Here is a 26,057-nt window from a genome sequence, read left to right on the forward strand (position 1 = left end):
TTGTAAGGTAAAAAATTAACGATATAGAGCTTGAAGTTGCTTTTTTTTTAGTATATTCTGTTGTCGTTAAATTATGGTTATGTAGTATTTTTTAAATTTGTTTTTCTAATAATTGATTTAAAAAATAAAACGGAAATTTCTTACTACGTAAGAACTATTAAGTTTTAGATATTTATTTAAAACTTAATCTAGCCTATCCACTAATGGATAAAACTTAAGCAAAAGGAGCACTAACAATGCAAGCAAATACGTATTTGGATTATGAAGGAATAAAAGGCGAAACTACAGCTGAAGGCTACAAGGATAAAATCACAGTTCTTTCTGTTGATTGGAATATAAGCCGTGAGCTTAGCTCTTTTACTGGTACAGCTCAAGATCGTGAAGCAAGCGCTACACGTCTTGGTGATGTAACTATTACTAAACTTCAAGATAATGCATCAACTTATTTATTTGAAGAAGCAACAATCGGTAAAGGTAAAAAGGCAATTTTCTATATCACTAAACAAGGTGATAAAATTGAAGAAATTATGTCTATTGAACTTACTGATGCAATGATTTCTAGCTATAGCGTTTCAATTCAAGGCGACCGCCCTGTAGAAACTATCACTATTAGCTACACTGAAATGATGATGGCTGTTACGCCAACTGATGATAAAAACAACGTTACTGCAGCGCTTCGTTACGGCTACAGTGGTGTTAAAGGTCAACAAATGTAATTTGTTTTTGATCTAGGACCTTAAGGGATTAATCCCTTAAGGTTTTTTTGTATATACATCGGGGCAAGGAATGCAAAAGGCTACTCAGAAAAACAATATTATAAGTATCGAAACGCCATTAGGTAAAGATACGTTATATTTAACACACCTCAGTGGTACTGAAGCTATATCACAACTTTATTCATTTACTGTTTCTATGTTTACAGTAGGTACTAAAATAGCATTGGATGCTTTAGTAGGGAAAAAAGTATGTGTGTCTCTTAGAAATGCAGAAAGTAATGGAGCTATACGTTATTTTCATGGTGTAGTAAGTCATTTAGAATCTGCAGGCATGAGAACTGCTTCGTCAGATGAAAAAGAAAACTACATAGATTACCAAGCGGTGATCGTTCCTACCGCTGCTTTTATGAAAAAAAGAAGCAACTGTCGAATTTTTCAAAATTTATCAATTATCGATATTGTTGCAGACTTATTTGGGCAACACAGCGTAGCATTTAAAGATCAAACCACTAAAACTTATCCTAAATACGAATACTGCGTTCAATACCAAGAATCAGATTTAGATTTTGTTGCAAGATTATTGCAGCAAGAAGGCATTTTTTACTTTTTCGAACATACAAGTTCAGCACATACTTTAGTTATGGCTGATGACATTACCGTATATAAAAAATGTGCAGAAGATAAAGTCCGTTGCTTCTCAGGCCATTTAACAAAATCACACATTGCTCATTGGCAGGGTGGTTTATCAATGGTTAGCGGTGGATACGAACAAAAAGGTTATGACTTCGAACAACCGACTCTTTATCCAAAGGGCAGTAAAAATACATCAAGTTTACCCGCACAAGGCAGCCTAGAAGTATTTGACTATTTAGGTGAGTCTGAATTTAATAAACGCGCACAACCTTTTGCTATCAATCAGCTTGAAGCTATTCAAAAAGATATGCATAAATGCTCAGGACAGGGCGATTGTCGTAGTTTCTCTACAGGTAAATTTTTTACATTTGAAGATCATGAAGACAGTACCTACAAAGGTAAAAGTTTCTTAATTACCGCAATTAGAACTTCAGCGAGTCAACCTAATCAATCGGGTGCTAATCAAAGCGCTAGTAATGCTGTTTATAAAAATGACTTTGAATGTGTACCTAAAGATACGCCTTATCGACCAACAGTTAAAATTAATAAACCGCTTATCAGTGGCGTTCAAACGGCTGTTGTTACAGGTGATCCTGGTGATGAGCAACATATAGATAAATATGGTCGAGTAAAAGTACAATTCCACTGGGATCGTGAAGGCGAATTTAATGGTAAAAGTTCATGCTGGATTAGAGTTGCACAAAACTGGGCTGGTAATAAATGGGGAGCATTCTTTTTTCCTCGTGTGGGTCAAGAAGTACTTGTTGAGTTTATCAATGGAGATCCCGACCAACCTATTATCAGCGGTGCAGTTTACAACGCTGACTTAATGCCTCCTTATGCTTTACCGGCTAAAAAAACTCAAAGTGGTATTAAAACACACAGTACCAAAAATGGTGGTGCAGATAATTTTAATGAAGTTCGTTTTGAAGATGACATCGGTAAAGAACTATTATTTTTCCAAGCAGAAAAAGATCATGAACTTAAAATAAAGAATGATCAGAAAGATACTATCGGAAACGATCGCCTCACCGAAATAGTTAACAATAATACCCTTAAAATTGGTAATGACCGATTAACGGATATTAAAAATAATAATACACTTAAAATCGGAAACAATCGTAGCAGTGATATTGGCAATAACGATACATTAAAAGTGGGTAAAACACTCAATATTGAAGCGGGCAGCGAAATTGTTATTAAAACAGGTGGTGCTTCCATAAAAATGAGCAGTAATGGTTCAATTAGCATTGAAGGCACAAATATCTCTGTTAAAGGAACTAATGTTAAAGTTAATGGCACAAGCATCGCCCTAAAAGCTGCTCAAATTAAGCTGAATTAATATGTTTAATTTCTCCTACCCAGATGTAGGTCGGTTAGACCGATTGTGCAAAGGGCATTATGTTTTGTGCCAATTCGGATATCCGCATTTGGTGTGTAAACCAGAAGACAAGCCACAAGATCCTTTGCTTGCTCCGCCTTTAGCACATTTTGTTAGTAGTGAGAGCTATGGTGAACAGTTTCTACAAAGTTTGCATCAATGGAAAAATGTGTCGGATATTGTAAATAAGATTTTTTGTTATTACGTTAATGACGATTATCAACAAGGTAATCAACATAGCGCTGAAATAATAAATACATTAGCAACAGCATTACAACAAGGAAAGTTAGCCATTATCCCATTAGATAATGAAGACTAACTCAATAAATTAAGGAATATTTATGGGAATGCCAGCAGCAACAATAACGCATATGCACTTATGTCCTAAGGTTAATCCTGGGGGAGTTCCTCATGTTGGAGGACCAATCATTATGGGTTCCCCTAATGTACTTATTGGTTGTTTACCTGCAGCAAGAAAAGGTGACAAGTTAATTTGTGTTGGACCACCTGATACGATTGATTCAGGATCAAGTTCAGTTAAAATTAATGGTAAACCAGCAGCCAGATTTGGTGATGGAACCGCTCATGGCGGTAAAATAATTGTAGGTAATCCAACCGTTTTAATTGGTTAATTAGTTTTATGCTACAACTTATAAAAACTAATTATCATGAGCCTGATATTAAAAGGGACAGTAAAGCTGAACAGTTCAAAGAACTATTAGCACAACGTAGTATAATGCTGTCTACATTTTATAGTTTTAAAATGAATTTAGACGAAAATACTAAGCAGCTGTTTTTGTATATGTCTTTACTTAGTAAACAAAAATCAACGGAAAATTGTTTATTTACTGCTACAAATGCAGTAGATCTCTTTAATTTTATTCAAAGTGAACATGGTTATAACAATGCCGATTTGTTATGCGCACTTCAATTAAAACTGCATTTAAATAAAGAACTCCATCAACCGCTTTTTGTTTCATTAATGTCATCACAAGACCCTAGTATACAAGCACTCGCATCTCAGCTTTGTTTGTTTTTATCCACCAATTCACTACAAAATTTAGTAATATCGTTCTGCCCAAGCGAATACGAAACATTGCATAATCAATGTTTATTAAGTTTGTATTATCATAAACACTTAGTTTCATACCTCAATTCAGAACACTTTTCTTTAAGTAAGTTATCGCCATTAAATAAATTATATTTAAGTGTTTTAAGCAATAATAGCTTGAGTTGTCATGATGTTTTATCCCAATTTATAGCGTTAAAATATATAGATAGTCACCTTTTTGAAATATTTATTATTTCTTTAAATGAAGCTGAAGTTACCCAAGTGATTAATAAGATGAGTGCTGAAGATGATTTAATTTCAGTTGTTATAAAAACTATGTCGTATAGCGGGTATCGCAAGTTCACACCTTTTCTTGGGCATTTTCTACAAGATCCAAAAAATACGTTACTTGCCTTCAATGGTTTAAAACTCATGTTAGGTGACAAGCTCGACCAACTCATTCCGTTAGAGATTCAATTAGAAAGTAATGAAGAACAACGAACAAAATCGTTATCTTATTATGGTGCAAAAGTGATCTCAGCTTGGAAGAACAATAACGATATTTTTGCGCCAACTCAGATGATCAATGGAATGAACATAGAGGAAGAAACAATCAATTATATTTTGCAAAATGGTAGTCAGCAACACAGGTATTTTGCCAATATTCATCATGTTATTACATCTGACCAAAGAGTGAATCATTTCAATGCACTGTTTGACAGAAAGCAGTTATTCACATGATAGTAGCCATTGAAAATATGCAGCTTTTTATTGGCGCTAATAACGACAATGAACAAGCACTTAATTTGTCATTAATATCAAATGAAAGCACTTTTTATCAACTTGATGACGGTCAACATGTACTAGCGTCATTTTGTCAGTTAGAACAAAACGAACAAAACAATAATAAAACAGACCGAAGTATTAATTTAATTAAGCAGGTATTAACAAAACTGTCTCAAGAAGAGCAAAAGGGGTTGTCGGACCTTCCCGTATTTTTATTATTACCAGCGTTTGAAAAAAATGAGCATAATGAATCGTCAGAAGATTTCGATCGTTTTATACATGCTCTTAATAAAGAATTACCACAGTTATTTAATCATACATTAAGCCAATGTTTTCCTTTTGGCAGGGCGGCATTTTCAATTGCGTTAAAGTCAGCAATGAGCCTTTTTTCCAACAACACAACCAGTAACATTGTATTTCTTGCTGTAGATAGTTTGTATGATAATATAGATATCCTTGCTCAGAATGATAAATTAATATCAAATAATACAATGGGTTGCGTGGTTCCTTCAGAAGGGGCAGTTATCTGCAATATTGTACCAAGCACTCAGGGTTTATGTATTAATACCTGCTTGCAAAGTATTGTGCCAGCAAAGCAATCTGAACAGGGTATTAGAGACTTATTTTCTCAGGGCTCTGCTTATTTAGCCCAACAAGCGATTAACGAAGAAAGTTCTCAAGAAATAAGCAGTAAACAAGAAATAAAGACAAATAGTAAATTAAATATAACTTCTTTGTACTTGCCGGGTAATGGTGGCGAAGAACAGCAATCATGGTTAGAAGCTTATTTTTATTTAGCTGATAATATTACAAGCGATACAAAAATTTACCAAAATACTCTCTATACAGGTGAGTTAGGTAGCGTTACAGGCTTATATAATTTTTTACATATTTATAATGGTTACCAAAGTAAATGGTTGGCAGGAATTAGTGGTCAGCTAGAAGTGTCGGATGCACTTTATCAAGGATTTACGCTCTACTCATGGACAGGGAAGGCTTAGTTAAGTATGGATGTTAATAAATTTCATTTTCGTGGCGATAATCGCCATATCATTATTCTTCCCAGAACTAGTGCGGCTCCCGCTGGATATTCTCTTGTAGCAACTGAGAATAGCAATAATTGTAAAAAACTCATTGATGAAATATCGCCACACTTAGCTAAAGATGTTAATGCCTTAGGTCATGCTTTTGGTTTATTGTCTGCAGTAGGTATTTCTGTAGCTCAAAAAAAACGACCAGTCGCCGTTAAGCTAATTGAAGCTGTCGATAAAAATCTATTAAGCATTTACATCGAAAATGATAAAACATCACTTTATAATTCCGATGAAACCAGCAGTTCAAGCGGAAGTGCTTCTTCAACCAGTGATGCTAAAAAACCAAGTGTTAACCAAAGTAATCAAGGCAAGAAGTCGCTAACGACAAGTGAATCTGGTTCGGCAACTAACAATACGGCTACTGAAGTTCCAATCGATGATCAAGAATGTCGTTCAGATCCTATTTCCATGTTAAGTGGCGAAGAAATATTGCCATTAATTGATTTTGAACTAAATGGTTTAATGCCTATTGTTTGGCGACGTTTATATCGTTCAAGTAAAATCAAACAAAATATAGGCTTAGGTTACGGTTGGCGACATAACTTTAGTATGCAGCTAGAACAAAAATATCAAGAGCCACCTAAAGTCGGACCTAAGCAACCAGGAAAATATTGGTTAGAGCTTACCGATGAGGAAGGTCGTCTACATATTTTCGAAAAAGTTAAACGAGGGCAAACAAGCTATCAATTATCATCAGGATTAGCGCTTGTACATCAAGATGATGGCTCACAAACATTAATAAAAAGTGATGATAGTCACTGGACCTTTACCGAAGAAGTTAATAAACCGACTAGCCTAATTACATCTCGTAGAAAAAGACAAGAACAACCACAACCTAAATGGTTATTGCAAAGTATAAGTAATCAACAAGGGCAGTACATACAATTAGCTTATGATGAAAAACAACGTTTAATTGAATTATCGCCTGGGCCAAAACGTGGTGTTAAATTAAAATACAACGTAGATAATAACATTGTGCGTATTGCTGCTTATTATATTGATGAGCACGACAAAATACACTTTCATGATCAGTTACTCGCAAACTACCAATACGATGATAGCCAAGCATTAATTGCCGCTACTAACAGTTCAGGTAACGCTGAAAGATACACCTACCACAAGCAATCTGTCGAGCTAGATTCAGAAAAGGCTAAAGAAGCTTCTAAGCCTCTCCCTGGGTATTTATTAAAAAAACGTACACGCGCTTCTGGTTTTAGTCATCATTTTGAATGGCAAGGCACAGACGAAAATGCCCAATGTATAAAACAATGGGGCGATAAAGATACCTACAATTACCGCTTTAATTTTTTTAAAGATGAACGAGGTCGTGTTAGTACAAGTACAGACAGTAACGAAAATACAGAAACATTCTGCCATAACGAACAAGGCCTATTAACGGCTTTCACTAATGCAAACGGACATACTTCGTATAATAAATACGATAATGTCGGGCGAAAAGTTAAATTTATTGATTGTGAAGGCAATGTTACTGAGTTCAATTATAACCAACAAGGTCAATTGAGCTCTTTTATTGCGCCTGATGGTTCAGTAACGCGTTATGAATATAACGGTTTAGGTAAACGAATTTTAACCATTGACCCGTTAGGGCAAACCAATAAACGTATTTTTGATGGTACCGGACGATTAATCTCCGAGACTCTACCAGACGGGAGAAGCCAAAGTTATGAATATACACTTGCAGGTTTACTGGGTAAAAAAACTGACTTCTCAGGTTTGGTTACTCAGTATCATTGGGACAATACCGGTGAATTATTAGCCCAGCAAATAGGTAAAACGTTAACGCGCTTTAGCTACAATACGTTAGGGCAACTTATTGCAACGGTTGACTCGCAAGGTTTGATCACTCAATACAGCCGTAATGAACAAGGTCAAATTACTCAACAAACAAGTTATAGCCAGTCAGAGCCTGATGACAAAATCATTCAACGTTATGCTTATGACGATTCTGGACGCTTAACTCGTCACGAATTTGTAGAAGTAACACCAACGAACGTTCAAGAAAGTCAAAATCATCAACAAAATGAGAAAATTGAACAAACAAGCTACGAGTACGAAGGTTTAGCTCAACCAAGCCGAAAAACTTTTAGCGATGGCAGTTGGTTAAAATATCAATACGATAAAGAAAGAAACCTTACTGCGATTGAACGAAGTGATGGTGCTATTTATCAACTTGAATACAGCCCTACAGAAAAACCAACAAAACTGATTGGTTTTGACGGTCGTGAACAAGTTTACACATACGATACTAACGACAAACTTATTTCTGTTGCTGATAACAGCGAACGTTTCATCCGCCTTAAACGCGACAGTTTAGGCCGTATTATTGAGCAAGCAAGTGCAGGTAATTATAAATCTGGCGCCAGAGATGCGTCCGTTAAAAGTGCAGAGTTAAGAAATACACATAACTTTTATCAATACGACAAATTAAGCCGAGTAACCAGAGCACATAATAACGAACGCACGGTTACCCAGCAATATCACAAAAATGGTCGACTAAGCACGAGTCAGCAAGGTGCTTGGCAACTTGATTATACTTATGATGACAAAGGTCAGCGCCAGACATTAGAGTTACCTGATAATTCAAAACTTCACTACAGCTACAACGAGCAAGGTCAACTCAGCGGCATTGCTTACCAACAAAGTGAACAAAATAGCAAAAATGCTAAAAGTGATAACGGAGCACAGTCTTTAATTACACAAGAGTACAATGCGAGTGGTTTATTAATACAGCAAAACCTAGGTAACGGTATTGAACTCACACAAAAATTTGATGTGTTTTCAAGACTTGCTGAGCAGCAGTGGCACACTCGTCACATTACCGAGCAAACAAAAAATACTCAACAATCCTTTAGCGAGTTACGCACATATCAATACGATAACAAGCATCAGTTACTTAACGTAAGCTCTTTAAATAAAAGTATAAATACAAACGCATATTCAAATAACCCGAATACCAATAACCAAAATACGAATAATAAAGATGCCGATAATACTAAGGTTAATAAAAAAGCTTTTAGTTACAACAGCATCAGTCAGTTACTTCAAACAAAATTAACTACTGAGCCTTCAACACCGTTAGATGAAGAAAATGCTAAACGGGAAGTAGAACAAACAACAGAGCAATACCAATGGGATGCTTTTGGTAACCCTGTTAGTTTGCATTCTGAAGAAAATAATTTTACAGAAAGCCTAAATACGGCAAACGTTGATCAGAATAACGAGAATATACATAGTCAAAACGAACAAAGCGTAACGACAAATAACCTTGTAAGACCTCGTCAGTCAAAAGACAATATCATCGTTAAAAACGACAGACTATTAAGTTTCTTAGGCACTGACTATCGATACGACGGCAGTGGCAATCAACTCAGCAGTTTAGCACAAGGTGAAAAACAGCAGCGTAGTTTTAATGGACTCAACCAACTTAAAAGCATCAACATAAACGGTCAACTGACTCATTATGAATACGATGCACTAGGCAGACGCAGCGCTAAAATAACAGAGCAGGGTCGTATTGATTTTATTTGGGATGAAAATCAATTAATAGGCGAACATCACAAAGGACAGTTTACGTGGTACATATACCAACCGAATTCCTTTAAGCCTATCGCGTTAATTAAAAGTGCAACAGGCTCTAAAAATAGCGAGATATATTACTATCACCTAGACCAACTAGGCACACCACTTTGCTTAACTAACAGCGAAGCCAAACTAGTATGGCGAAACGAAAGCGACTCGTTTGGTTATCAGGAAAATAACCAACACGCTGATAAAAAAGAAAATATTAGCAATACAAAAAACATTATAAGTAACCCGTTACGTTTTCAAGGGCAATACTTTGATGAAGAATCAAACTTACATTACAATAGATTTCGATATTACTGCCCTAAGCAACAACGTTTTATTCATCAAGACCCTATTGGGTTAGTCGGTGGTATAAATCATTACCAATATGCGCCTAATCCGGTGAACTGGGTAGACCCGTTTGGGTTATGTAATGAAGAGGATAACATCGATGTTATCGATATTGTTTTTGGCAGCAGAGATTTATTATTTACAGGTATATTGAATACAGGTGTAGACGTTATAGCTGGTGGGGCAGGTCTAGTTACTTTTATAATATCTGGCGCTGATGTTGATGCAGCTGTAGATACTATTTCTAGTGTGCAAAAATATCAAGTGGGCCCATTTACAAATTCAGGTGAAAAATTAGCTGAAGCTATAGCACCTGTAGTGCAAGAATATTACGAAGACAATATGGCAGCTTTTGGTGATGCTACGCTTGACGTTACAGGGTCTCCTTTACTTGCTACAGCGGCACACAAGTCGATTGAAATTGTGAGTACGTTTGTTGGTGGTAAAGCAGTTTTAAATGGGATTAAAGGAGGAGGGAAAGCCTTACAGAAAAAACCTAAAACTTCAGGATTTCAAAATATAGAGTTAAATGAAAATGGTCTATTTAAGGATAAATTTGGAAAATTACGCTCAAATGCTGGACCTAATGCCCCAGAATTTAAGAAGTGGTTAGCTAACGGTGGAACGATAAAATATGACCAAGTCAGTAATTCAGTTATTTATGGTAAACCTAGAATGGATACATCTGGTTTAGGAAAAATTGATGTAGAAATACCATACAGACCAGGCCCACCTGATGGTCAACGATATCCTGACTTTTCAGCTTACTCAACAGAAAAAGTCAAAATCACCAACATGAAAGGTTTACCTGAAAGTAAAATTAAACCACCGGAAACAGGCGACTTTTCTAAAGCATGGGAGGAGTTAGCTAAAAAACATGGCGACCAATATGTGACTGAAACATACGGTATTAACAGAAGAACAAAAGGTTCAAGAATTGGATCTTGGCCAGATAAATCTCCTCGTGGTAGTACTTGGCATCATAACGGAGACGGGAGTAGTATGGAATTAATTGATTTTGAAATACATAAAACTTTCCCTCATTCAGGCGGAGCTTCGGCTTCTAGATAAATATATTAGGAACTAAAAAATGATAATCGAAATGGAGAGTATTGGACCAAAAATAAATAGTGATGATATTAAAGATTTGGAATTAAAACTTAACCTAAAATTCCCAGAAAGCTATAAAAGATTTTTACTTGAATGTAATGGAGGTGAACCCGTTGAAAGAGCAATAAACTTCAAGATAAAAGGAAATTCTTTTGAGGGGGACTATATTGCATCTTTCTATGAGGTTTCAGACGATACATCATATGGAATTAATAAAAACATGGAGAATCATGGTCTTAATATTCCAGATAAATTAATATATATTGCTTCAACACCAGCGGGAAATTATTTTTTATTATCTCTTCAAGAAGACTCGTATGGTAATGTTTTTTATAAAAATCATGAGGTTGAAGATCATTTACCATTTGCTCCAGCAAATAATATCTTACCAGAAAGTATTATTAAAATTGCAAATACCTTTGATGAGTTTTTATCTTTTTTGTATGATCCTGATCAGTAAAAAATTAATAGTATATCAGGGGGGCAGCTAACTTGATTTGATGATGTTTCACGGTTACTTGAAAATTGAAGGGAGAAGATGTTTTACTCCCTTATTGATTAAAGTCTTTATTTAATAAAAACCATCTAATTGAGACTCTGTCATATAAGAATTTATTAATCAGATAAAGACAAATATAAGGCGCAGAAGCGCCTTTAATACACTACAAGGAATGTTATGTCATCTTTAAAAATCAGCCAGTCAGTCGGGCTTGGTGGAATAAACAACCTAAACGATGTTAAACCAGTTCAAACAGCTTTAAACAAACTATTAGTCCTCATACCACCAACAAAAGCGTTAACTGTTGATGGTACTCTAAATCCTCGTATTGAAAACTCAAAAACCATCGCTGCGATTAAACTCTTTCAGAGTAAAGTACTTAATGTAGCGCGACCAGATGGAAGAATAGACGCTAATGGTCGTACCCACCGTAAAATTAATGAAAAGCTCATCGATTTAACGCTTAAAACAACCACTATATCAAAAATGCCTGTAACCAAGGCTGTATGGATGAAAACAGCGATTAATGAAATGGGTGAATCTGAAGTAGCTGGCTCAAAAGCCAACCCTCGAATTTTAGCGTATTTTAAAGCTTCTAAGTTTTGGGGAACTGATGATACAGGTGGTACCAATGCATGGTGTGGTTCTTTTGTTTCTTGGATAATGAATCAAAATAATATTGAACCAGTAAAAAGTGCCTACAGAGCTAAAGAATGGGCAAACTTTGGAAAGAAAATTGATAAGCCTGTTTACGGTGCTATTGGTATTAAATCGAGAAACGGTGGTGGACACGTTGCTTTTGTTGTTGGTCAAAGTGCTGATGGTAAGTCTTTATATATGTTGGGTGGAAATCAAGAAAATACCGTTAATGTTACTAAGTATAATACAGACGTATGGGAAACCTTTGTAGTACCTGCTGACTTTGATGCTACAACGGAAACGTTACCTATTTACACTCAAAAATCATCGGTTGCAGGAAGTGAAGAATAATGAAAAAAATAGCTTTAACATTAATGGCATTATCTGGTTTTTCTTGTCATAGCAATGCAGATAACGCGGCATCTTTTCAATTAGAAGGCTTTAAACAAGCTTACGGAAATGTACATTATATGGCTAAAGTGAAAGTCGTTAACGTTGAAATAAGTGATGAAAAAGATGGTTCAGACAAACATGTTTTTTCAGCCGATGTATTAACGACTTTAAAAGGTGAATCGCGTCAACATATTAATTATGAGATGTTTGTTGAGCATGGCGAAGACGCTACTTTCAACGAAACACCTGTTTATCTTGCTTTATGTATTGACGACCAAGGTAAATTTTATTGGCCTGGAACAGGGTCTCAATTTACTCCCTCAGAAGAAATTAATTCATGGTTAACGCAAAATAAAGACACACATGCAAACACTCAATCTGAAGCTGCATGGTGTAAGTAACCTGAACTCAGGATAAGCGATTATGCCTAACATTGTTATTTAACCGCCTATCGTCGTTGCCTGCATGGATGCAGGTACTTAGTTTTTATAGGGAATAAAAAAACTGTGTTTTTATTGCTAATAGCCAGCTATTAGTACATAAAAACGCCTTGATATACGGACTAAATACCAAGATTAGGGAAGTATAAATCACTTAGGTAAGTTGAAATCTAATTATTTCATGGATAAAGCACGATAAATTAAAGACTTACAAAATCCATTATCCCGAGCTCAGGTTAAGTAATATTGATCTCTCAACGGCTTTTTTAGCAACTATTGAAAAACATAAGGATATGTAATGAATAAGATAAACACGGACGTTAATTACAGAACAATGGCAGGAAATGCTCGGTTACTCATGATTGGAGAATCAAGCCACAACGCTGCAATGTATAAATATGAGGCTATAAAAGCTCTTAAACAACTAAAAGCCGCTGGTTTTACACATTTTGCAATGGAAATGTTACCTAAAACCATGCAAGAACAAATTGATTTGTATCAACGTACCGGAAAAGGTTTTCCTGTTATCCAACAATACTTCGATGAGAATTGGAAGTGGGGCTATGGTGTACCTGAAGGTTATGGAGATTTAATTAGAGCAGCAAAAAATATTGGTTTAAAAGTTATAGCCTTAGATTTAACTATTGAACAAATGAAGGTTTTTGATTTGGCCTGTGATTGGGATGATGCAGTACTTAAAAAATGCGAAAGTACGCACTTCAAGCGTAATAAAGTATGGGCTGAGAATATAGATGGTATTCTTAAAAGTTCACAGCAAAATAAAATTATCGCATTTATGCATAGATGGCATGCCATTGAAGCAGCAAAATACGAACCTGGTCTAGATACATTATTACAAAAAAAAGGTATTTCTAAAATTCGATTCATCGACTTAATAGGTGGTAATGCATGTTCTACCAAAAGAAGTTGTAAAGGGTACTCTGATGAGATTAACGAATTAAAAAAACAATACTTTTCTAGAGAAGGAATACCTTACAAGTCTGCAGTTAAAACCTATCAAGTTCATATTCCAGAAAGGAGTTTAAATATAGATGGAGCAGTAAAGTGATTAAAAGTAACAATATAATCATACTTCTTTTATGTTTATTATCCGCAAATTCTTATGCAGGAGGGTTATGGCCTGAACTCGATATAAATGACACAAAATTACCTAAAGAATCTGTAATGCGCCAGTGTTACAAAAGCTTATTCTACGCACCCGAACAATTAGAGGCTTGGTGCGATAAAGCCTATGAATTAGGCTATTGGCAAGCACTTGAATATATAGGCTTACATACTGGCGATGGCAGTCGTTATATATCTGAGCTAAATAGCCGTGCGGAACTAGGGAAGCTTGATGCTATATTTTATCTAGCAAAAAATTATAGCGATGGACGTTTTGTTTCCAGAAACATAGATAAGTCTATAAGCCTTTATAATCAATATTTAAACAATAAAACGTCAGAAGAAAAACACTTGTTAAATAGTGTTCATAAAGAGCTTTATTTGATATATAAAGAATTAGGTAATATTGAAAAAACTGTAGAGCATAAAAAATATCTAGAAGAGCATGATGATACTAAAGCTAAAAATGAGATGTTAAAAAAACAGTTAGAAGAAGCTGGCGTAAATTTAAATATTATTGAGTAAATCTCATAACCTGATAAATGTCAGCATTTATTTATAAAAAACATTATTAAAAAAGGATTTATTTATGGAACAAAAAAATCGTTTAGAACTCATAAACATTATGGCGACAATCCACGAAAGCCCAAGTGTTATTCATGATTATTGGGATACAGTGACACCATTACTTGAAGAGTTATCTACAACAGCACCAGAAGGGCTTGAAGGTATGGCTGCTATGATTTGTACTCATTTTAATAATGCGATTAAGTTTAAAGACTTAAAAGTAATAAAGTTTGAGCTTGAATCAGGACTGATCAAACTAAATAGATATTTTCAAAAGCTGAATTCATTTAAAAAATAAACATGATCAATTAGAATTATTATCTTTTAAGTGTTTCTTCCTTTTAACTAGCGAAGCGTAAATCTCGGGGGCTTGCCCCCGTGCTGGATAGTGTATACTGGGGGGACCCCAGTAAATGCTATTCTTCATATGGAACTTCAAAGAAATACACATCATGTCTTTAGATTAATGTACCACTTTGTGTGGATACCAAAGTATCGACACAAAGTCTTCATTGAACCTTATCGTTCAACAATGAAAGCAATTATTCAAAAAGTAGGATATGACTACGATATTGATATCGTAGAGTTAGAAATTCCGAGTGACCATATTCATATGGTTATTAGAGGGATCCCTAAACAGTCGCCAAGCGATGTTATGCAAATAATTAAAAGTATAACTGCTCGTGAGTTTTTTAGAATTTATCCTGAAATTAAAAAGCAGTATTTCTGGGGCGGTAAATTATGGACACAAAGCTTTTTTGTTGAAACGATTGGTAACGCAACAGAAGAAGTTATCAGGAAATATGTTCAAGAACAGTTAATCGAATTAGATGGTAAAGAAATTAATAGCGATCCACTGAACTTGTTTTGAAACTCGGTCGCTTGCGGCCGAGAATTTTATCTTGTTATTGATAAAACAAAGAATTGCTTGCGTGAGCCCTGAGTTTGTAAAGAGTGAACTGACGTCTAGGTCGTTAATAGTGTTTTTGATAATTTTGGATTGGTTGCGTGAGCCTTGAATTTGTAAAGAGGGAACTGACGACTAGTTCGTTTATGGTGTTAATAGTATTTTTGATAATTTTGAATTGGTTGTGTGAGCCTTGAATTTGTAAAGAGGGGACTGACGACTAGGTCGTTAATAGTGTTTTTGATAATTTTGAATTGGTTACGTGAGCTCTGAATTTGTAAAGAGTGAACTGACGACTATGTCGTTAATGGTGTTAATAGTATTATTGGTAATTTTGGATTGGTTGCGGGAGCCAGATTTGAACTGACGACCTTCGGGTTATGAGCCCGACGAGCTACCAGGCTGCTCCATCCCGCGTCCGAATGGTTTAAGTGAACACTTAAACAAGCCTTAGAAGTTTTAATTCTATCTAAAAGAATATTCTACAAAGTCGCCTTTGCTTGAATGAGGCGCATCATAGGGTGTGTCGTTACACATTGCAACTGCTTTTATGTTTTAAATGCAGAAATCATTAAGTTGGGAGTTTATCCAGCATTTTACGGTTTTTAAATGTACGGTTTAGTGTTTTTATCAAATTTAAATGAAAACCCATCTATTAATAACTCTTAGAATATAAAATAAAAATTAATCCTTAGTTACACATTAAATGTATCGATATCCTATTATTATTAGCTAATTATCACCTATTAAGAGTTAATAGGTTTAAGTACTGACGGTTCTTGTTTATAATCGCGCCATTAATTACTCTGGAAACCCTTTATGTATCAATTCTTAGCACTAACATCTCCTGGTATCGAAGTTTTACTTTTTGAAGAAGTTAAAAAACTTGGTGGTGAATCTGTTGTTCAAAAACCTGAAGGTGTTTATTTTTCAGCAAGCCTTGAGATTGGCTATCACATTAGTTTGTGGACGCGTTTATCTTCTAGAGTGCTATTAAAGTTAGGTGAGGGTGATGCTAATAATAAAGATGAGTTGTTTAAAACCGCATCTTTAATTAATTGGTCTGAAGTTTTTTCAAATAAAAAAACCTTTTCGATCGATTTTGTTGGTCAGAGTGAAGAAATACGTAATACCCAGTTTGGTGGTTTAACCATTAAAGATGCTGTTGTTGATCATTTTCGAGATAACGATTTAGATCGTCCGTCAGTGCAAAAATCAAATCCAGACATTAGTTTTCAAGCAAGACTGTTAAGAAATAGTGTTGCTATTTATTTAGATTTTTCAGGGCGAGGTTTGTTTCAGCGTGGTTATCGTAAAAATAGTGGTGTAGCACCTTTAAAAGAAAACTTAGCCGCCGCTATCATTCAACGTTCTGGCTGGTTAGCTGATACGACTAAACCTTTATTAGATCCTATGTGTGGTTCAGGTACCATTTTAATTGAAGCTGTTTCTATGGCTGCAGGTGCGGCTCCGTCTGTTGATAGAGAAAGTTGGGGCTTTGAAAACTGGCTTAGTCATAATGTTTATGTTTGGAACGAAGTACTAGCTAAAGCTGTTGAAGCAACAAATACAGGGCTAGATAACGTTAAAGTAAAAGTGTTTGGTAATGATATTGATAGCCGAGTTATTCATACAGCTCAACAAAACGCGCGTTTAGCTAAACTTCAGCAGTGTATCGACTTTTCTTGTAAAGATTCTACCACCTTAAATAATACTTTTGGCAAAGAAGGTACTATTCTATTTAACCCTCCTTATGGTGTTCGTATTGGTGAACTACCTGAGCTTGTTGAAAACTTTGCATTGTTTGGTAAAAAGCTTAAATCTCAGTTTTTAGATTGGCGTGTTGTTATTTTAACAGCTAATGTAGAGCTACTAAGTATGTTGAAATTAGCTACTTTTAAGCGTTACAAATTTAAAAATGGTCCGCTAGATTGTCAATTAGCTTTATATAATATTGACGAGAAGCAAGCAGGAAAAGATGCAAGCAATCCTAATAGTGATTTCGAGGAAAAAGATTCTGCTTTTGCGAACCGCTTAGTTAAAAATAAGAAAGGTTTGAAAAACTGGCTTAAAAAAGAACAAATTGAATGTTATCGTTTATACGATGCTGACATTCCAGAATACAATGTTGCTGTAGATATTTATAACGAATATGTGGTTATTCATGAGTATGCTGCGCCATCAACTATTGAAGAAGAGAAAGCCGCTAAACGTTTACAAGAAGTTATTTACTTCACCCCTAAAGTATTGAATATTCCAACTAGCCAAGTGGTGTTAAAAACACGAGCTAAGCAAAAAGGTAAAAACCAGTACGAGAAGGTAGACAAAAGTAAGCAATCCATTGTTGTTAATGAGTACGGCGCTAAATTAAAAGTTAACTTGTGGGATTACTTAGACACAGGCTTATTTTTAGATCATCGTAAAACTCGTCAAATGGTAGCTCAAAAAGCCAAGAACAAAACTTTACTTAACCTTTTCGCTTATACAGGTTCAGTATCACTGCAAGCTGCGTTGCATGGCGCGAGTGAAGTGATTACGGTTGATATGTCTAAAACCTATTTAGATTGGGCTCAAGACAACTTTACGCTGAACAAGTTATCAGGTCATAAATACCAGTTTGTACAAGCGGATTGTTTACAATGGCTTAAAAATAACAAACAAAAATTTGATGTTGTTTTTATTGACCCACCAACGTTTTCAAATTCTAAACGAATGGAAGACAGCTTTGATGTACAAAGTGATCATGTGGCGTTAATCACTGACGGTTTAAATTCTTTAGCTGAAGGCGGCGAACTTATTTTCACAAATAATAAGCGTAACTTTAAAATGGATTTTGAAGCGATGGAAACATTGGGCGTAAAAGCTCAAGCTATCACTGAGCAAACACGCGATAAAGACTTTTTACGTAACAAACATATTCATAATAGCTGGTTGATCACAAAAATTTAATTTATCTATATTCATGATAGATAATAAAAAAGAAAAACTATGACAATAAAATACAACTTATACAGCAGCGAAGGCTGTCATCTATGCGAAGAGGCGTTAGCACTTTTTAAAAATGCTAAGCCGTTAAATGAAATTAACATAATAGATATTGTTGAAGATGATAAGTTGGTTGAATTATACGGTATTAGTATTCCGGTACTTGAAAGCATAAACAGCGATAAAAAGTTATTTTGGCCATTTACTCAAGAACAAATTAACCAGTTAACTTAAGCAAAATTGCATAAACACAGATTACATAAATTAGAGTTGAAATAAATCAATGGAATTAATTCGTATCTCGCAAGGTGAGTTAGCCTTTGGCGAAGACAGTATTTTAGATAAAACAGATTTAACCATTAAAACAGGCGAAAGAGTTTGTTTAGTGGGAAGAAATGGTGCAGGTAAGTCATCGTTATTAAAGATTTTAAATGGCATGCAAAAACTTGACGATGGTCAATTGCTTATGTCTAACAATGTAAAGTTAGCCATGTTAGAGCAAGATCCACCAGAGTCATGCGACATGACGGTATTCGATTATGTTGCTCAAGGGGTTAAAGAAAATGCTGACTTAATTAAACAGTATCATCATTTGATCAGTTTAATTGGTGAAGACCCATCTGAGAATAACTTAAACAAATTGTCTGATGTTCAGCAAAAACTTGATCAAGCTAACGCTTGGCAAGATGAACAACGTATTGATAAAGCCCTTACTACGTTAAAGCTTGAAGCTGAAAAAATGGTAAACGATTTATCAGGTGGTTGGTTACGTAAGCTTGCATTAGCAAAAGCTTTAGTTACTGAACCTGATGTTTTATTACTTGATGAGCCAACCAACCATTTAGACATAAGTAGCGTGTTATGGCTTGAGCAATTCTTAAAAGATTTCCAAGGTACAATCGTATTTATCAGTCATGATAGGGCATTTATCCGTGGTTTAGCGACGCGTATTTTAGACTTAGATCGTGGAAAATTAACCAGCTATCCAGGTAACTACGACGAATATATTGAGCAAAAACAGCATGATCTGCAAGTTGAAGCTCAACAAAATGCGTTATTTGATAAAAAGTTAGCTGAAGAAGAAGTATGGATACGCCAAGGCGTTAAAGCTCGAAGAACACGAAATGAAGGGCGAGTACGTTCGTTAGAAAAACTACGTTCAGAACGTGAACAACGTCGCGATGTTAAAAACCAAGGTGGTATCAATATTACTCATGGTGATCGTTCAGGTAAGTTAGTGTTTGAATGTGAAAACTTAAACATGACCTTTGGCGATAAAACAATTATCAACGCTTTAGATTTATTAATGATCCGTGGCGATAGATTGGCACTTATTGGCGCTAACGGTACAGGTAAGTCAACATTAATCAAATTGATTATGGACAAGCTTCAACCCACGTCAGGCACAATGCGCAGTGGTGTTAATTTAGAGGTAGCGTACTTCGATCAGCACAGAGAAGCACTTGATCTAAGTAAAACAGTTCAAGATACGGTAGCAGAAGGTAAGCAAGAAGTTACTGTTAATGGTAAAACACGTCATGTACTTGGTTACTTACAAGATTTCTTGTTTAGTCCTAAACGTGCTCGTACGCCAGTAAGAGCATTATCAGGTGGTGAGAAAAACCGTTTATTATTAGCTCGCTTGTTCTTACGTCCAAGTAATTTACTTATTTTAGATGAACCAACAAACGATCTAGACATAGAAACCCTTGAATTATTAGAAGAAGTCGTTGCAAATTATTCAGGAACGGTTATTTTAGTGAGCCATGATCGCGACTTCGTAAACAATTGTGTTAATACCTGTTTATATTTCGACGGTACAGGAGATGTTACTCAAATAGTAGGTGGTTATGATGATGTAGACAGTTACGTTGCTTATAAAGAAGATCAGCGACAACGTTTAGCTGACAATCATCCAAAAACTAAAAGTAATAAAAGCTCGAACAGTATTGAGAAACCTGTAAAAAAAGCTGAAAAGAAAAAGTTATCTTTTAAAGAAACTAAAGAGCTTGAAGCGCTGCCTTTACAGATAGAAGAACTAGAGAATTTAATTGAAACATTACAAGAACAAGTCAACCAATCAGACTTTTTCACAAGTAATGATGAAGTACATTCCAAAAAAATATTGAACCAGCTTGAAGAAACAGAGTCCAAGCTCGAAGTAACTTATGCTAGATGGCAACAGTTAGACGAATTGTAATACAAAATTGAGAGTTAGTTATTGATGAAAAAATTTGCAAAAAAAATACTCGCACTAAGCGTTTGTAGTGCATTAGTTGGCACAACCGTTCACGCTGCTTCTTACGAAGTAATCGATAAAGGTGCTGCAGACACTCACAAATACACTTTTGCTATACAAGAAAATAACTTAGGCGAAATGGTTATCTCGGGCACTCAGGCCTACAACTTTTCTGTTCAATATGAGTTCTTAGATGAAGACGACTTTGACAGTATTGTTGCACTTGCAAGTTTAAGCCACGAATTCACGTTGGTTTATGATGACATTGAAGATGAAGAAGCTTTAAGAGCTGGTACGCCTACCGAAAATGATTCTTTCTGGGCATTAAGTTACATCATTAGCTTAAGTTCAAACCTTGCTTATCAAAAATATGGTGACGTTGCTGCGTTGCTTAATACTGGTGATGTTTCTGAAGAATTCAGTATTTTTGATACAGACTTTGACGGTGAACAAACATCAGTGAGTAGTGAATTAACACGCTCAACTGTCGATTTTGTTAATGGTATTACGGATAATGGTTGGATTTACGGTAGCGCAAGTGCTCCTTATTTACCCGTTGAAATTGTTGATGATCAAGACTCAGAAGATACTAGTGATGATACAAGCATTAACTATTGGTTAAGAGAATTTAGTACACGTGGTTTTTATTCTCTTGACCGTGGCAATACCATTATTCCACTAATCGCACCAGAGTCTACTTACGGTGGTGTTTCTGTTGTATCAGACATTAATGAAAGTGGTGTTGCTATTGGTTACGCAAGTACCAGTATTTCTGAGGATGCTGTTGAATTTATTGATGAAAGTTGCTCAACAGAAGAGCAGTTAGAAGAACTACCATTTGATGTTTGTTTAGATCTTGTTTTAACGAATAATAATCTAACTTTAGATAATCTTTATTCTACTGAAGCATTTAAATGGACGATTAATAGTAATGGTGAGATAGAAAACTCAGAAACATTGGGTTACTTAGTTACTCCTCATGAAGATGATACCCGTGAATTACAAAGTGTCGCGCAAGCGATAAACGACTCAGGTGTTGTTGTAGGCTATTCTCATGGTTGGTATGACAATGATGTAGTTACACCAGACGAGTTTGAAACAAGATCAACTTATGCTGTTGTTTTTAACAACAATAGGGTTGTTGATATAAATACTGACCATGAAACCTATTTTAGTTCACGCGCCACTGACATTAACAACGACGATATTGTTGTTGGTTATTTAAGTCAGACAGTAAGTGGTTCAACTCGTAGTGTATTTTATTATGCTGATGTGAGTAACTTGGATAATATTGAAGCTGTATTACCTGATTTGTTTTTTACTGGTAGCTCAACCATTCCAAGATCTATTAATGAAAACGGCTTTGTGGTTGGTTCTGCTGAAGTAGAAACTGATATAACCACAGATGGTAGTTCACGCCGTACGCATGGCTTTATGTATGATATTGGTTCTGATAACTTTATTGATTTAAATAGTTACCTTGAATGTGATTCTGAATACACGATTATTGATGCACAAAGTATTAATGAAAGTAACGAAATCTCTGCTACAGCTTTAATTAGAATTAATGCTCGTGATTACTTTGGTAATGAGTTGATTGACGACACAGACGGTTCTCCTATCACAGAAGAAGTTGTTCGAGCAGTAAGACTTCAACCTATTGCCAACGGCATAATTGAAGACTGTTCTGCTGATGAAGAAGTACTTGAACGACAAGGCGCGAGCTTTGGTTTATTCACACCATTGGTATTACTTCTAATTGGTTTTAGAAGAAGATTTAGATAAGCAATTAACTTAACTCAACATGTTAAATGTGAGTTAGGTTAAATCTAAAGCAAAAAAAAACACCTTAATAGGTGTTTTTTTATATCTGGTTTCTAATAAAATTAGAAAGCTGAAGTATCTGTAAATAAGCCTACTTTCAAATCTTTAGCGGTATAAATAACTTTACCGTCTACAGCAACCGTACCGTCAGCAATACCCATAAATAATTTACGTTTGATAACGCGCTTAAAGGTAATTGTGTAAGTTACTTTTTTAGCTGTAGGTAGTACTTGACCTGTAAATTTAACTTCTCCTACACCTAAAGCTCTGCCTCTACCCGGTCCACCAGACCATGCTAAGTAAAAGCCAACTAATTGCCACATTGCATCTAAGCCTAAACAACCAGGCATTACTGGGTCGCCTTTGAAGTGACAATCAAAAAACCATAAGTCAGGGTTAATATCTAATTCAGCAACAATTTCACCTTTACCGTGTTCGCCGCCGTCTTCATTTATTTTTACAATGCGATCCATCATTAACATGTTGTCAGATGGTAATTGGCTATTGCCTTCGCCAAACATTTCACCTGTACCAGCTTTGACTAAATCTTCTTTGCTATAAGCGTTTTTTTGTTCCATGGTTTTTGGATCCCAACTTTTGATTACATTATTAAATTTAAAGGCGATACTTTAGCGAACACTTGTACACTAAACAACTCTGAACAGTTAAATAATACATTTTTATTGCGTTTTTTTTAGTTATGCGTAACCATATTGCACAGTTATCGTATAGTTATAGCAATTATCAGGGTTGAAGTAATATGGAAGTGACTAAAAAAAAGGCAATGACCAACGCGGAAAAGCAAAAGAAATACCGCGAACGACAAAAAGAAAAAGGCATGCGTGAAATGCGTGGCTACTTATCTCAAGAAGCACTTGAGTGTTATGAATTGATTGCAGACCAAACACAATGGTCTGATAGTACTATCATGAGTAATGCCGTTCGTTTAACGTATGCAGCTTATAAAAATGGTCAAATCGGATTGTTAAATAGCTGGCTTACAAAAAACAAACTTTAAGTGTTAATAGGTATTTTATACAAAAACGTTTTTGTGTAATTAAATAAATTAAAAATACATAAGCCTTTTAACGGTAATATGTGTAATGTGTTCAATTTACCTTATTTATATTTGTAATAAATAGGGCGTTTATAACCTAATTTAGGTTGAGGTGTACTGCGTTGATTAATGTTTTATTGGTTGATGATCATGAGTTGGTAAGAACGGGTATTCGTAAAATTCTTGATGAGGTTAAAGGCATCAAAGTTATTGGCGAAGCCGCAACTGGTGAAGATGCAATTAAGTTTTGCCGTAAAACTGAGCCTGATGTTATTTTAATGGACATGCAGATGCCTGGAATGGGCGGGTTAGAAGCAACAAAGAAACTTATTCGTTATGCACCTGATATTAAAATCATTGTATTAACTGTTTATACCGAAGCAACTATTCCAACGAAAGTTATGCAAATAGGTGCATCGGGTTATTTAACAAAAAGTACCTGTCCAGACGAAATGGTTATTGCTATTCGTGCTGTAAATAGTGGCCAACGTTATATTTCGTTAGATATAGCGCAACAAATGGCGTTAAACCAATCTAAATCTCCTGATGAAAACCCTTTCAATTTATTATCTGAAAGAGAATTACAAATTATGCTGATGATAACGCGCGGCGAAAAGGTGCCTGATATTTCAGAGCGACTAATGCTGAGCAGTAAAACTATTAACAGTTATAGATACCGCATGTTTGAAAAACTCAATGTGAGTAATGACGTAGAGCTTACGCATCTAGCGATAAGACATGGAATGCTACAAACCGAAAAGTTATAAAATTGTCAGATAATATAAAATTGCCAGATACCGAACCCCAACACCTTCCTAGTTTTGATCATAAATCCTTTTTATCCACTGTTAGTGAGCAAGCAGGGGTTTATCGGATGTATGATGAAGAACGTACAATTATTTACGTAGGTAAAGCGAAAAATCTAAAAAAGAGATTATCGAGTTACTTTCGTAAAGACGTAGGTAGTAATAAAACCAAGGCTTTAGTTAGTCGTATTCGTGTTATTGATGTAACCGTTACGCATACTGAAGGTGAAGCTTTAATACTTGAAAACAACTACATAAAGAAATACCAACCTAAATATAACATTCTATTAAGAGACGATAAGTCTTACCCCTATTTGCTGATCACCGATCATAAACATCCTAAGTTAGGTTTGCATCGTGGCGGTAGAAAAGTAAAAGGTGAATATTTTGGTCCTTATCCAACAGTAGGTGCAGTTTGGGAAAGCTTAAGGCTAATGCAGAAGCTTTTTCCATTACGTCAATGCGAAGACAGTTATTACCGTGCACGCACGAGACCTTGCTTACAGTTCCAATTAGGGCGTTGTTCAGCTCCTTGTGTTGATAAAATATCTAAAGATGATTATTCAGATCAAGTCAAACTTGCAAAGTTGTTCTTAAGAGGTAAGAACTCTGACGTAATTAAAGAACTTGTCACTAAAATGGAAACTGTGAGTAACCAGTTAGAATTTGAAAAGGCAGCTAAATACAGAGACCAAATAGCTACATTAAGAAAAGTACAACAGCAACAGTATGTAAGTGGCATTGCTGCTGAACTTGATGTGGTTGGTTTACATCGTATTAGAAGTTTAGCCTGTATTCATATTCTGTTTATTCGAGATCAAAAAATATTAGGTAGTAAAAGCTATTTCCCAACAGTTCCTGCAGATACTGATGATAACGAGATTATTGAAGCTTTTATCAGCCAGCATTATTTAGGCGATGACCTTAAATCTGCACGTATACCGAAAGAAATCGTTATTTCTACAGCTATTGAATCAGTTGAAGAACTTAAAGTATTGTTAAGTAAACAAGCGGATAACGAAGTCAAAATTTCTCACAATGTACGTTCAGAAAGAACTCAGTATTTAAAACTAGCTCAAACCAATGCGCAAAATGCGTTATTAACCAAAAATAGCGAAAAAGAATCTATTCAAGCTCGTTTTTCAGCACTGAATGAAGTATTTGAACTGACTGGTGGTATAAATCGCATGGAGTGCTTTGATATTAGCCATACGATGGGTCAACAAACTGTAGCCTCTAATGTTGTGTTTGATCAGAATGGTCCTCTTAAAAGTGATTACAGAAGATATAACGTACATGGCATAACTCCAGGTGATGATTATGCGGCAATGGCTTTTGCGTTAAATAAGCGTTACACCAATGCTAGTTTAGATAAAATGCCTGATATTGTATTTATAGATGGTGGTAAAGGACAATTAGCTAAGGCAGAAGGTTATTTTGCTGAATTAAAATTAGAAAAAACACCACTGCTTGTTGGTGTTGCAAAAGGGGAGTCGCGTAAGCCTGGATTAGAAACATTAATTTTAGCAGGTAGCCATCAACTTATATCATTACCTGCTACGTCTCCTGCTTTACATTTAGTGCAACATATTCGCGATGAATCACATCGGTTCGCTATTGCAGGACATCGGGCTAAACGTCAAAAAGTTAGTAAAAAGTCTGCTTTAGAGTCAATTGAAGGTATTGGCGCTAAAAAACGTCAAGCTTTATTAAAGTATTTAGGTGGTATGCAAGAGGTTTTAGCTGCTGATATTAAAACGTTAACAAAAGTTCCAGGTATTAGTGATGTACTTGCGCAAAATATTTATGATGCGCTACATGACAATTAATCATTAATCTGTGTAAAATAACTATTAATCAAGCGCTGTA

The 26,057-nt window shown here is 35.4% G+C and carries 22 protein-coding genes and 1 tRNA gene; 21 read left to right on the forward strand and 2 right to left on the reverse strand.

Features of this window, described 5'->3' with window-relative positions:
* The first annotated feature begins 236 nt into the window (after positions 1-236).
* The 14 genes from ACPUVN_RS05900 to tnpA all read left to right on the forward strand — a co-directional run bounded on the left by ACPUVN_RS05900 (position 237) and on the right by tnpA (position 15,241).
* Complete coding sequence (locus ACPUVN_RS05900; RefSeq protein ID WP_426357558.1) at positions 237-716, forward strand: Hcp family type VI secretion system effector; 480 nt, start codon at positions 237-239, stop codon at positions 714-716.
* A 70-nt stretch (positions 717-786) separates the two neighbouring features.
* On the forward strand, positions 787-2,691 hold the full coding sequence (locus ACPUVN_RS05905; RefSeq protein ID WP_426357557.1) for a type VI secretion system Vgr family protein: 1,905 nt from the start codon (positions 787-789) through the stop codon (positions 2,689-2,691).
* A gap of 1 nt (position 2,692) precedes the next feature.
* Positions 2,693-3,049, forward strand: coding sequence for a hypothetical protein (locus ACPUVN_RS05910; RefSeq protein WP_426357556.1), 357 nt, complete (start codon positions 2,693-2,695; stop codon positions 3,047-3,049).
* A gap of 22 nt (positions 3,050-3,071) precedes the next feature.
* Complete coding sequence (locus tag ACPUVN_RS05915; protein ID WP_426357555.1) at positions 3,072-3,362, forward strand: PAAR domain-containing protein; 291 nt, start codon at positions 3,072-3,074, stop codon at positions 3,360-3,362.
* Between the two features lie 8 nt (positions 3,363-3,370).
* Entirely contained in the window at positions 3,371-4,522 is a 1,152-nt protein-coding gene (locus ACPUVN_RS05920) for a hypothetical protein (protein WP_426370184.1), read from the forward strand.
* Positions 4,519-5,568 (forward strand): hypothetical protein, encoded by a 1,050-nt coding sequence (locus ACPUVN_RS05925; protein WP_426370185.1) that lies wholly within the window; start codon positions 4,519-4,521, stop codon positions 5,566-5,568. Before ACPUVN_RS05920 ends, ACPUVN_RS05925 begins: the two co-directional genes overlap by 4 nt.
* A 6-nt stretch (positions 5,569-5,574) precedes the next feature.
* Positions 5,575-10,668, forward strand: a complete 5,094-nt coding sequence (locus ACPUVN_RS05930) for an RHS repeat-associated core domain-containing protein (RefSeq protein WP_426370186.1) — start codon at positions 5,575-5,577, stop codon at positions 10,666-10,668.
* A 19-nt stretch (positions 10,669-10,687) separates the two neighbouring features.
* Positions 10,688-11,167, forward strand: coding sequence for an SMI1/KNR4 family protein (locus ACPUVN_RS05935; protein ID WP_426370187.1), 480 nt, complete (start codon positions 10,688-10,690; stop codon positions 11,165-11,167).
* Positions 11,168-11,383: 216 nt separating this feature from the next.
* A complete protein-coding gene (locus tag ACPUVN_RS05940; protein WP_426370188.1) occupies positions 11,384-12,196 on the forward strand; it encodes a TIGR02594 family protein in 813 nt (270 codons plus the stop codon).
* Positions 12,196-12,639 (forward strand): hypothetical protein, encoded by a 444-nt coding sequence (locus tag ACPUVN_RS05945; protein ID WP_426370189.1) that lies wholly within the window; start codon positions 12,196-12,198, stop codon positions 12,637-12,639. The genes ACPUVN_RS05940 and ACPUVN_RS05945 overlap by 1 nt, the downstream gene beginning before the upstream one ends.
* Positions 12,640-12,976: 337 nt before the next feature.
* Positions 12,977-13,747 carry a ChaN family lipoprotein gene (locus ACPUVN_RS05950; RefSeq protein ID WP_426357547.1) on the forward strand — a complete coding sequence of 257 codons (771 nt, stop codon included), beginning with the start codon at positions 12,977-12,979 and terminating at the stop codon, positions 13,745-13,747.
* Positions 13,744-14,328 carry a hypothetical protein gene (locus ACPUVN_RS05955; RefSeq protein ID WP_426370190.1) on the forward strand — a complete coding sequence of 195 codons (585 nt, stop codon included), beginning with the start codon at positions 13,744-13,746 and terminating at the stop codon, positions 14,326-14,328. Before ACPUVN_RS05950 ends, ACPUVN_RS05955 begins: the two co-directional genes overlap by 4 nt.
* 64 nt (positions 14,329-14,392) lie before the next feature.
* Positions 14,393-14,668, forward strand: coding sequence for a hypothetical protein (locus ACPUVN_RS05960; RefSeq protein WP_426357545.1), 276 nt, complete (start codon positions 14,393-14,395; stop codon positions 14,666-14,668).
* Between the two features lie 129 nt (positions 14,669-14,797).
* Complete coding sequence (gene tnpA, locus ACPUVN_RS05965; protein ID WP_426357702.1) at positions 14,798-15,241, forward strand: IS200/IS605 family transposase; 444 nt, start codon at positions 14,798-14,800, stop codon at positions 15,239-15,241.
* Positions 15,242-15,617: 376 nt separating this feature from the next.
* Here tnpA and ACPUVN_RS05970 read toward each other — a convergent pair.
* Positions 15,618-15,694: transfer RNA gene (locus ACPUVN_RS05970), tRNA-Met, on the reverse strand.
* A 402-nt stretch (positions 15,695-16,096) separates the two neighbouring features.
* Between ACPUVN_RS05970 and rlmKL the strand changes: the two genes are divergently transcribed.
* Genes rlmKL through ACPUVN_RS05990 form a run of 4 tightly spaced genes read left to right on the forward strand, consistent with a single transcriptional unit; the run spans position 16,097 to position 22,286 of the window.
* Positions 16,097-18,226: a bifunctional 23S rRNA (guanine(2069)-N(7))-methyltransferase RlmK/23S rRNA (guanine(2445)-N(2))-methyltransferase RlmL gene (rlmKL, locus tag ACPUVN_RS05975; RefSeq protein ID WP_426370191.1), complete on the forward strand. Its 2,130-nt coding sequence runs from the start codon at positions 16,097-16,099 to the stop codon at positions 18,224-18,226.
* Between the two features lie 39 nt (positions 18,227-18,265).
* Positions 18,266-18,496, forward strand: a complete 231-nt coding sequence (locus ACPUVN_RS05980; RefSeq protein WP_426357461.1) for a glutaredoxin family protein — start codon at positions 18,266-18,268, stop codon at positions 18,494-18,496.
* A 49-nt stretch (positions 18,497-18,545) separates the two neighbouring features.
* Positions 18,546-20,462, forward strand: coding sequence for an ATP-binding cassette ATPase Uup (gene uup, locus ACPUVN_RS05985; protein WP_426370192.1), 1,917 nt, complete (start codon positions 18,546-18,548; stop codon positions 20,460-20,462).
* A gap of 24 nt (positions 20,463-20,486) precedes the next feature.
* Positions 20,487-22,286, forward strand: coding sequence for a DUF3466 family protein (locus tag ACPUVN_RS05990; RefSeq protein WP_426370193.1), 1,800 nt, complete (start codon positions 20,487-20,489; stop codon positions 22,284-22,286).
* Positions 22,287-22,387: 101 nt separating this feature from the next.
* On the opposite strand, the gene fabA is transcribed toward ACPUVN_RS05990, so the two are convergent.
* Positions 22,388-22,903 (reverse strand): 3-hydroxyacyl-[acyl-carrier-protein] dehydratase FabA, encoded by a 516-nt coding sequence (fabA, locus tag ACPUVN_RS05995; RefSeq protein ID WP_426357457.1) that lies wholly within the window; start codon positions 22,901-22,903, stop codon positions 22,388-22,390.
* Positions 22,904-23,085: 182 nt separating this feature from the next.
* On the opposite strand from fabA, the gene ACPUVN_RS06000 reads away from it, so the two are divergent.
* From ACPUVN_RS06000 to uvrC, 3 genes are all read left to right on the forward strand, one after another.
* Positions 23,086-23,343: a hypothetical protein gene (locus ACPUVN_RS06000; protein WP_426357456.1), complete on the forward strand. Its 258-nt coding sequence runs from the start codon at positions 23,086-23,088 to the stop codon at positions 23,341-23,343.
* A 161-nt stretch (positions 23,344-23,504) separates the two neighbouring features.
* Positions 23,505-24,149 carry a UvrY/SirA/GacA family response regulator transcription factor gene (uvrY, locus tag ACPUVN_RS06005; RefSeq protein WP_426357455.1) on the forward strand — a complete coding sequence of 215 codons (645 nt, stop codon included), beginning with the start codon at positions 23,505-23,507 and terminating at the stop codon, positions 24,147-24,149.
* Positions 24,150-24,151: 2 nt separating this feature from the next.
* Positions 24,152-26,017 carry an excinuclease ABC subunit UvrC gene (gene uvrC, locus ACPUVN_RS06010; protein WP_426370194.1) on the forward strand — a complete coding sequence of 622 codons (1,866 nt, stop codon included), beginning with the start codon at positions 24,152-24,154 and terminating at the stop codon, positions 26,015-26,017.
* Positions 26,018-26,057: the final 40 nt, after the last annotated feature.

The organism is Pseudocolwellia antarctica (genome assembly GCF_049933045.1).
Lineage (GTDB): Bacteria > Pseudomonadota > Gammaproteobacteria > Enterobacterales > Alteromonadaceae > Pseudocolwellia.

What these genes read in the sequence shown, in the direction of transcription:
- ACPUVN_RS05920 (WP_426370184.1), top strand. Translation starts at nt 3,371, where the DNA reads ATGCTACAACTTATAAAAACTAATTATCATGAGCCTGATATTAAAAGG.
- uup (WP_426370192.1), top strand. Translation starts at nt 18,546, where the DNA reads ATGGAATTAATTCGTATCTCGCAAGGTGAGTTAGCCTTTGGCGAAGAC.
- ACPUVN_RS05930 (WP_426370186.1), top strand. Translation starts at nt 5,575, where the DNA reads ATGGATGTTAATAAATTTCATTTTCGTGGCGATAATCGCCATATCATT.
- ACPUVN_RS05905 (WP_426357557.1), top strand. Translation starts at nt 787, where the DNA reads ATGCAAAAGGCTACTCAGAAAAACAATATTATAAGTATCGAAACGCCA.
- rlmKL (WP_426370191.1), top strand. Translation starts at nt 16,097, where the DNA reads ATGTATCAATTCTTAGCACTAACATCTCCTGGTATCGAAGTTTTACTT.
- ACPUVN_RS05980 (WP_426357461.1), top strand. Translation starts at nt 18,266, where the DNA reads ATGACAATAAAATACAACTTATACAGCAGCGAAGGCTGTCATCTATGC.
- ACPUVN_RS05940 (WP_426370188.1), top strand. Translation starts at nt 11,384, where the DNA reads ATGTCATCTTTAAAAATCAGCCAGTCAGTCGGGCTTGGTGGAATAAAC.
- ACPUVN_RS05925 (WP_426370185.1), top strand. Translation starts at nt 4,519, where the DNA reads ATGATAGTAGCCATTGAAAATATGCAGCTTTTTATTGGCGCTAATAAC.
- tnpA (WP_426357702.1), top strand. Translation starts at nt 14,798, where the DNA reads ATGGAACTTCAAAGAAATACACATCATGTCTTTAGATTAATGTACCAC.
- ACPUVN_RS05950 (WP_426357547.1), top strand. Translation starts at nt 12,977, where the DNA reads ATGAATAAGATAAACACGGACGTTAATTACAGAACAATGGCAGGAAAT.
- ACPUVN_RS06000 (WP_426357456.1), top strand. Translation starts at nt 23,086, where the DNA reads ATGGAAGTGACTAAAAAAAAGGCAATGACCAACGCGGAAAAGCAAAAG.
- ACPUVN_RS05900 (WP_426357558.1), top strand. Translation starts at nt 237, where the DNA reads ATGCAAGCAAATACGTATTTGGATTATGAAGGAATAAAAGGCGAAACT.
- fabA (WP_426357457.1), bottom strand. Translation starts at nt 22,903, where the DNA reads ATGGAACAAAAAAACGCTTATAGCAAAGAAGATTTAGTCAAAGCTGGT.
- ACPUVN_RS05935 (WP_426370187.1), top strand. Translation starts at nt 10,688, where the DNA reads ATGATAATCGAAATGGAGAGTATTGGACCAAAAATAAATAGTGATGAT.
- ACPUVN_RS05960 (WP_426357545.1), top strand. Translation starts at nt 14,393, where the DNA reads ATGGAACAAAAAAATCGTTTAGAACTCATAAACATTATGGCGACAATC.
- ACPUVN_RS05945 (WP_426370189.1), top strand. Translation starts at nt 12,196, where the DNA reads ATGAAAAAAATAGCTTTAACATTAATGGCATTATCTGGTTTTTCTTGT.
- ACPUVN_RS05910 (WP_426357556.1), top strand. Translation starts at nt 2,693, where the DNA reads ATGTTTAATTTCTCCTACCCAGATGTAGGTCGGTTAGACCGATTGTGC.
- ACPUVN_RS05915 (WP_426357555.1), top strand. Translation starts at nt 3,072, where the DNA reads ATGGGAATGCCAGCAGCAACAATAACGCATATGCACTTATGTCCTAAG.
- ACPUVN_RS05990 (WP_426370193.1), top strand. Translation starts at nt 20,487, where the DNA reads ATGAAAAAATTTGCAAAAAAAATACTCGCACTAAGCGTTTGTAGTGCA.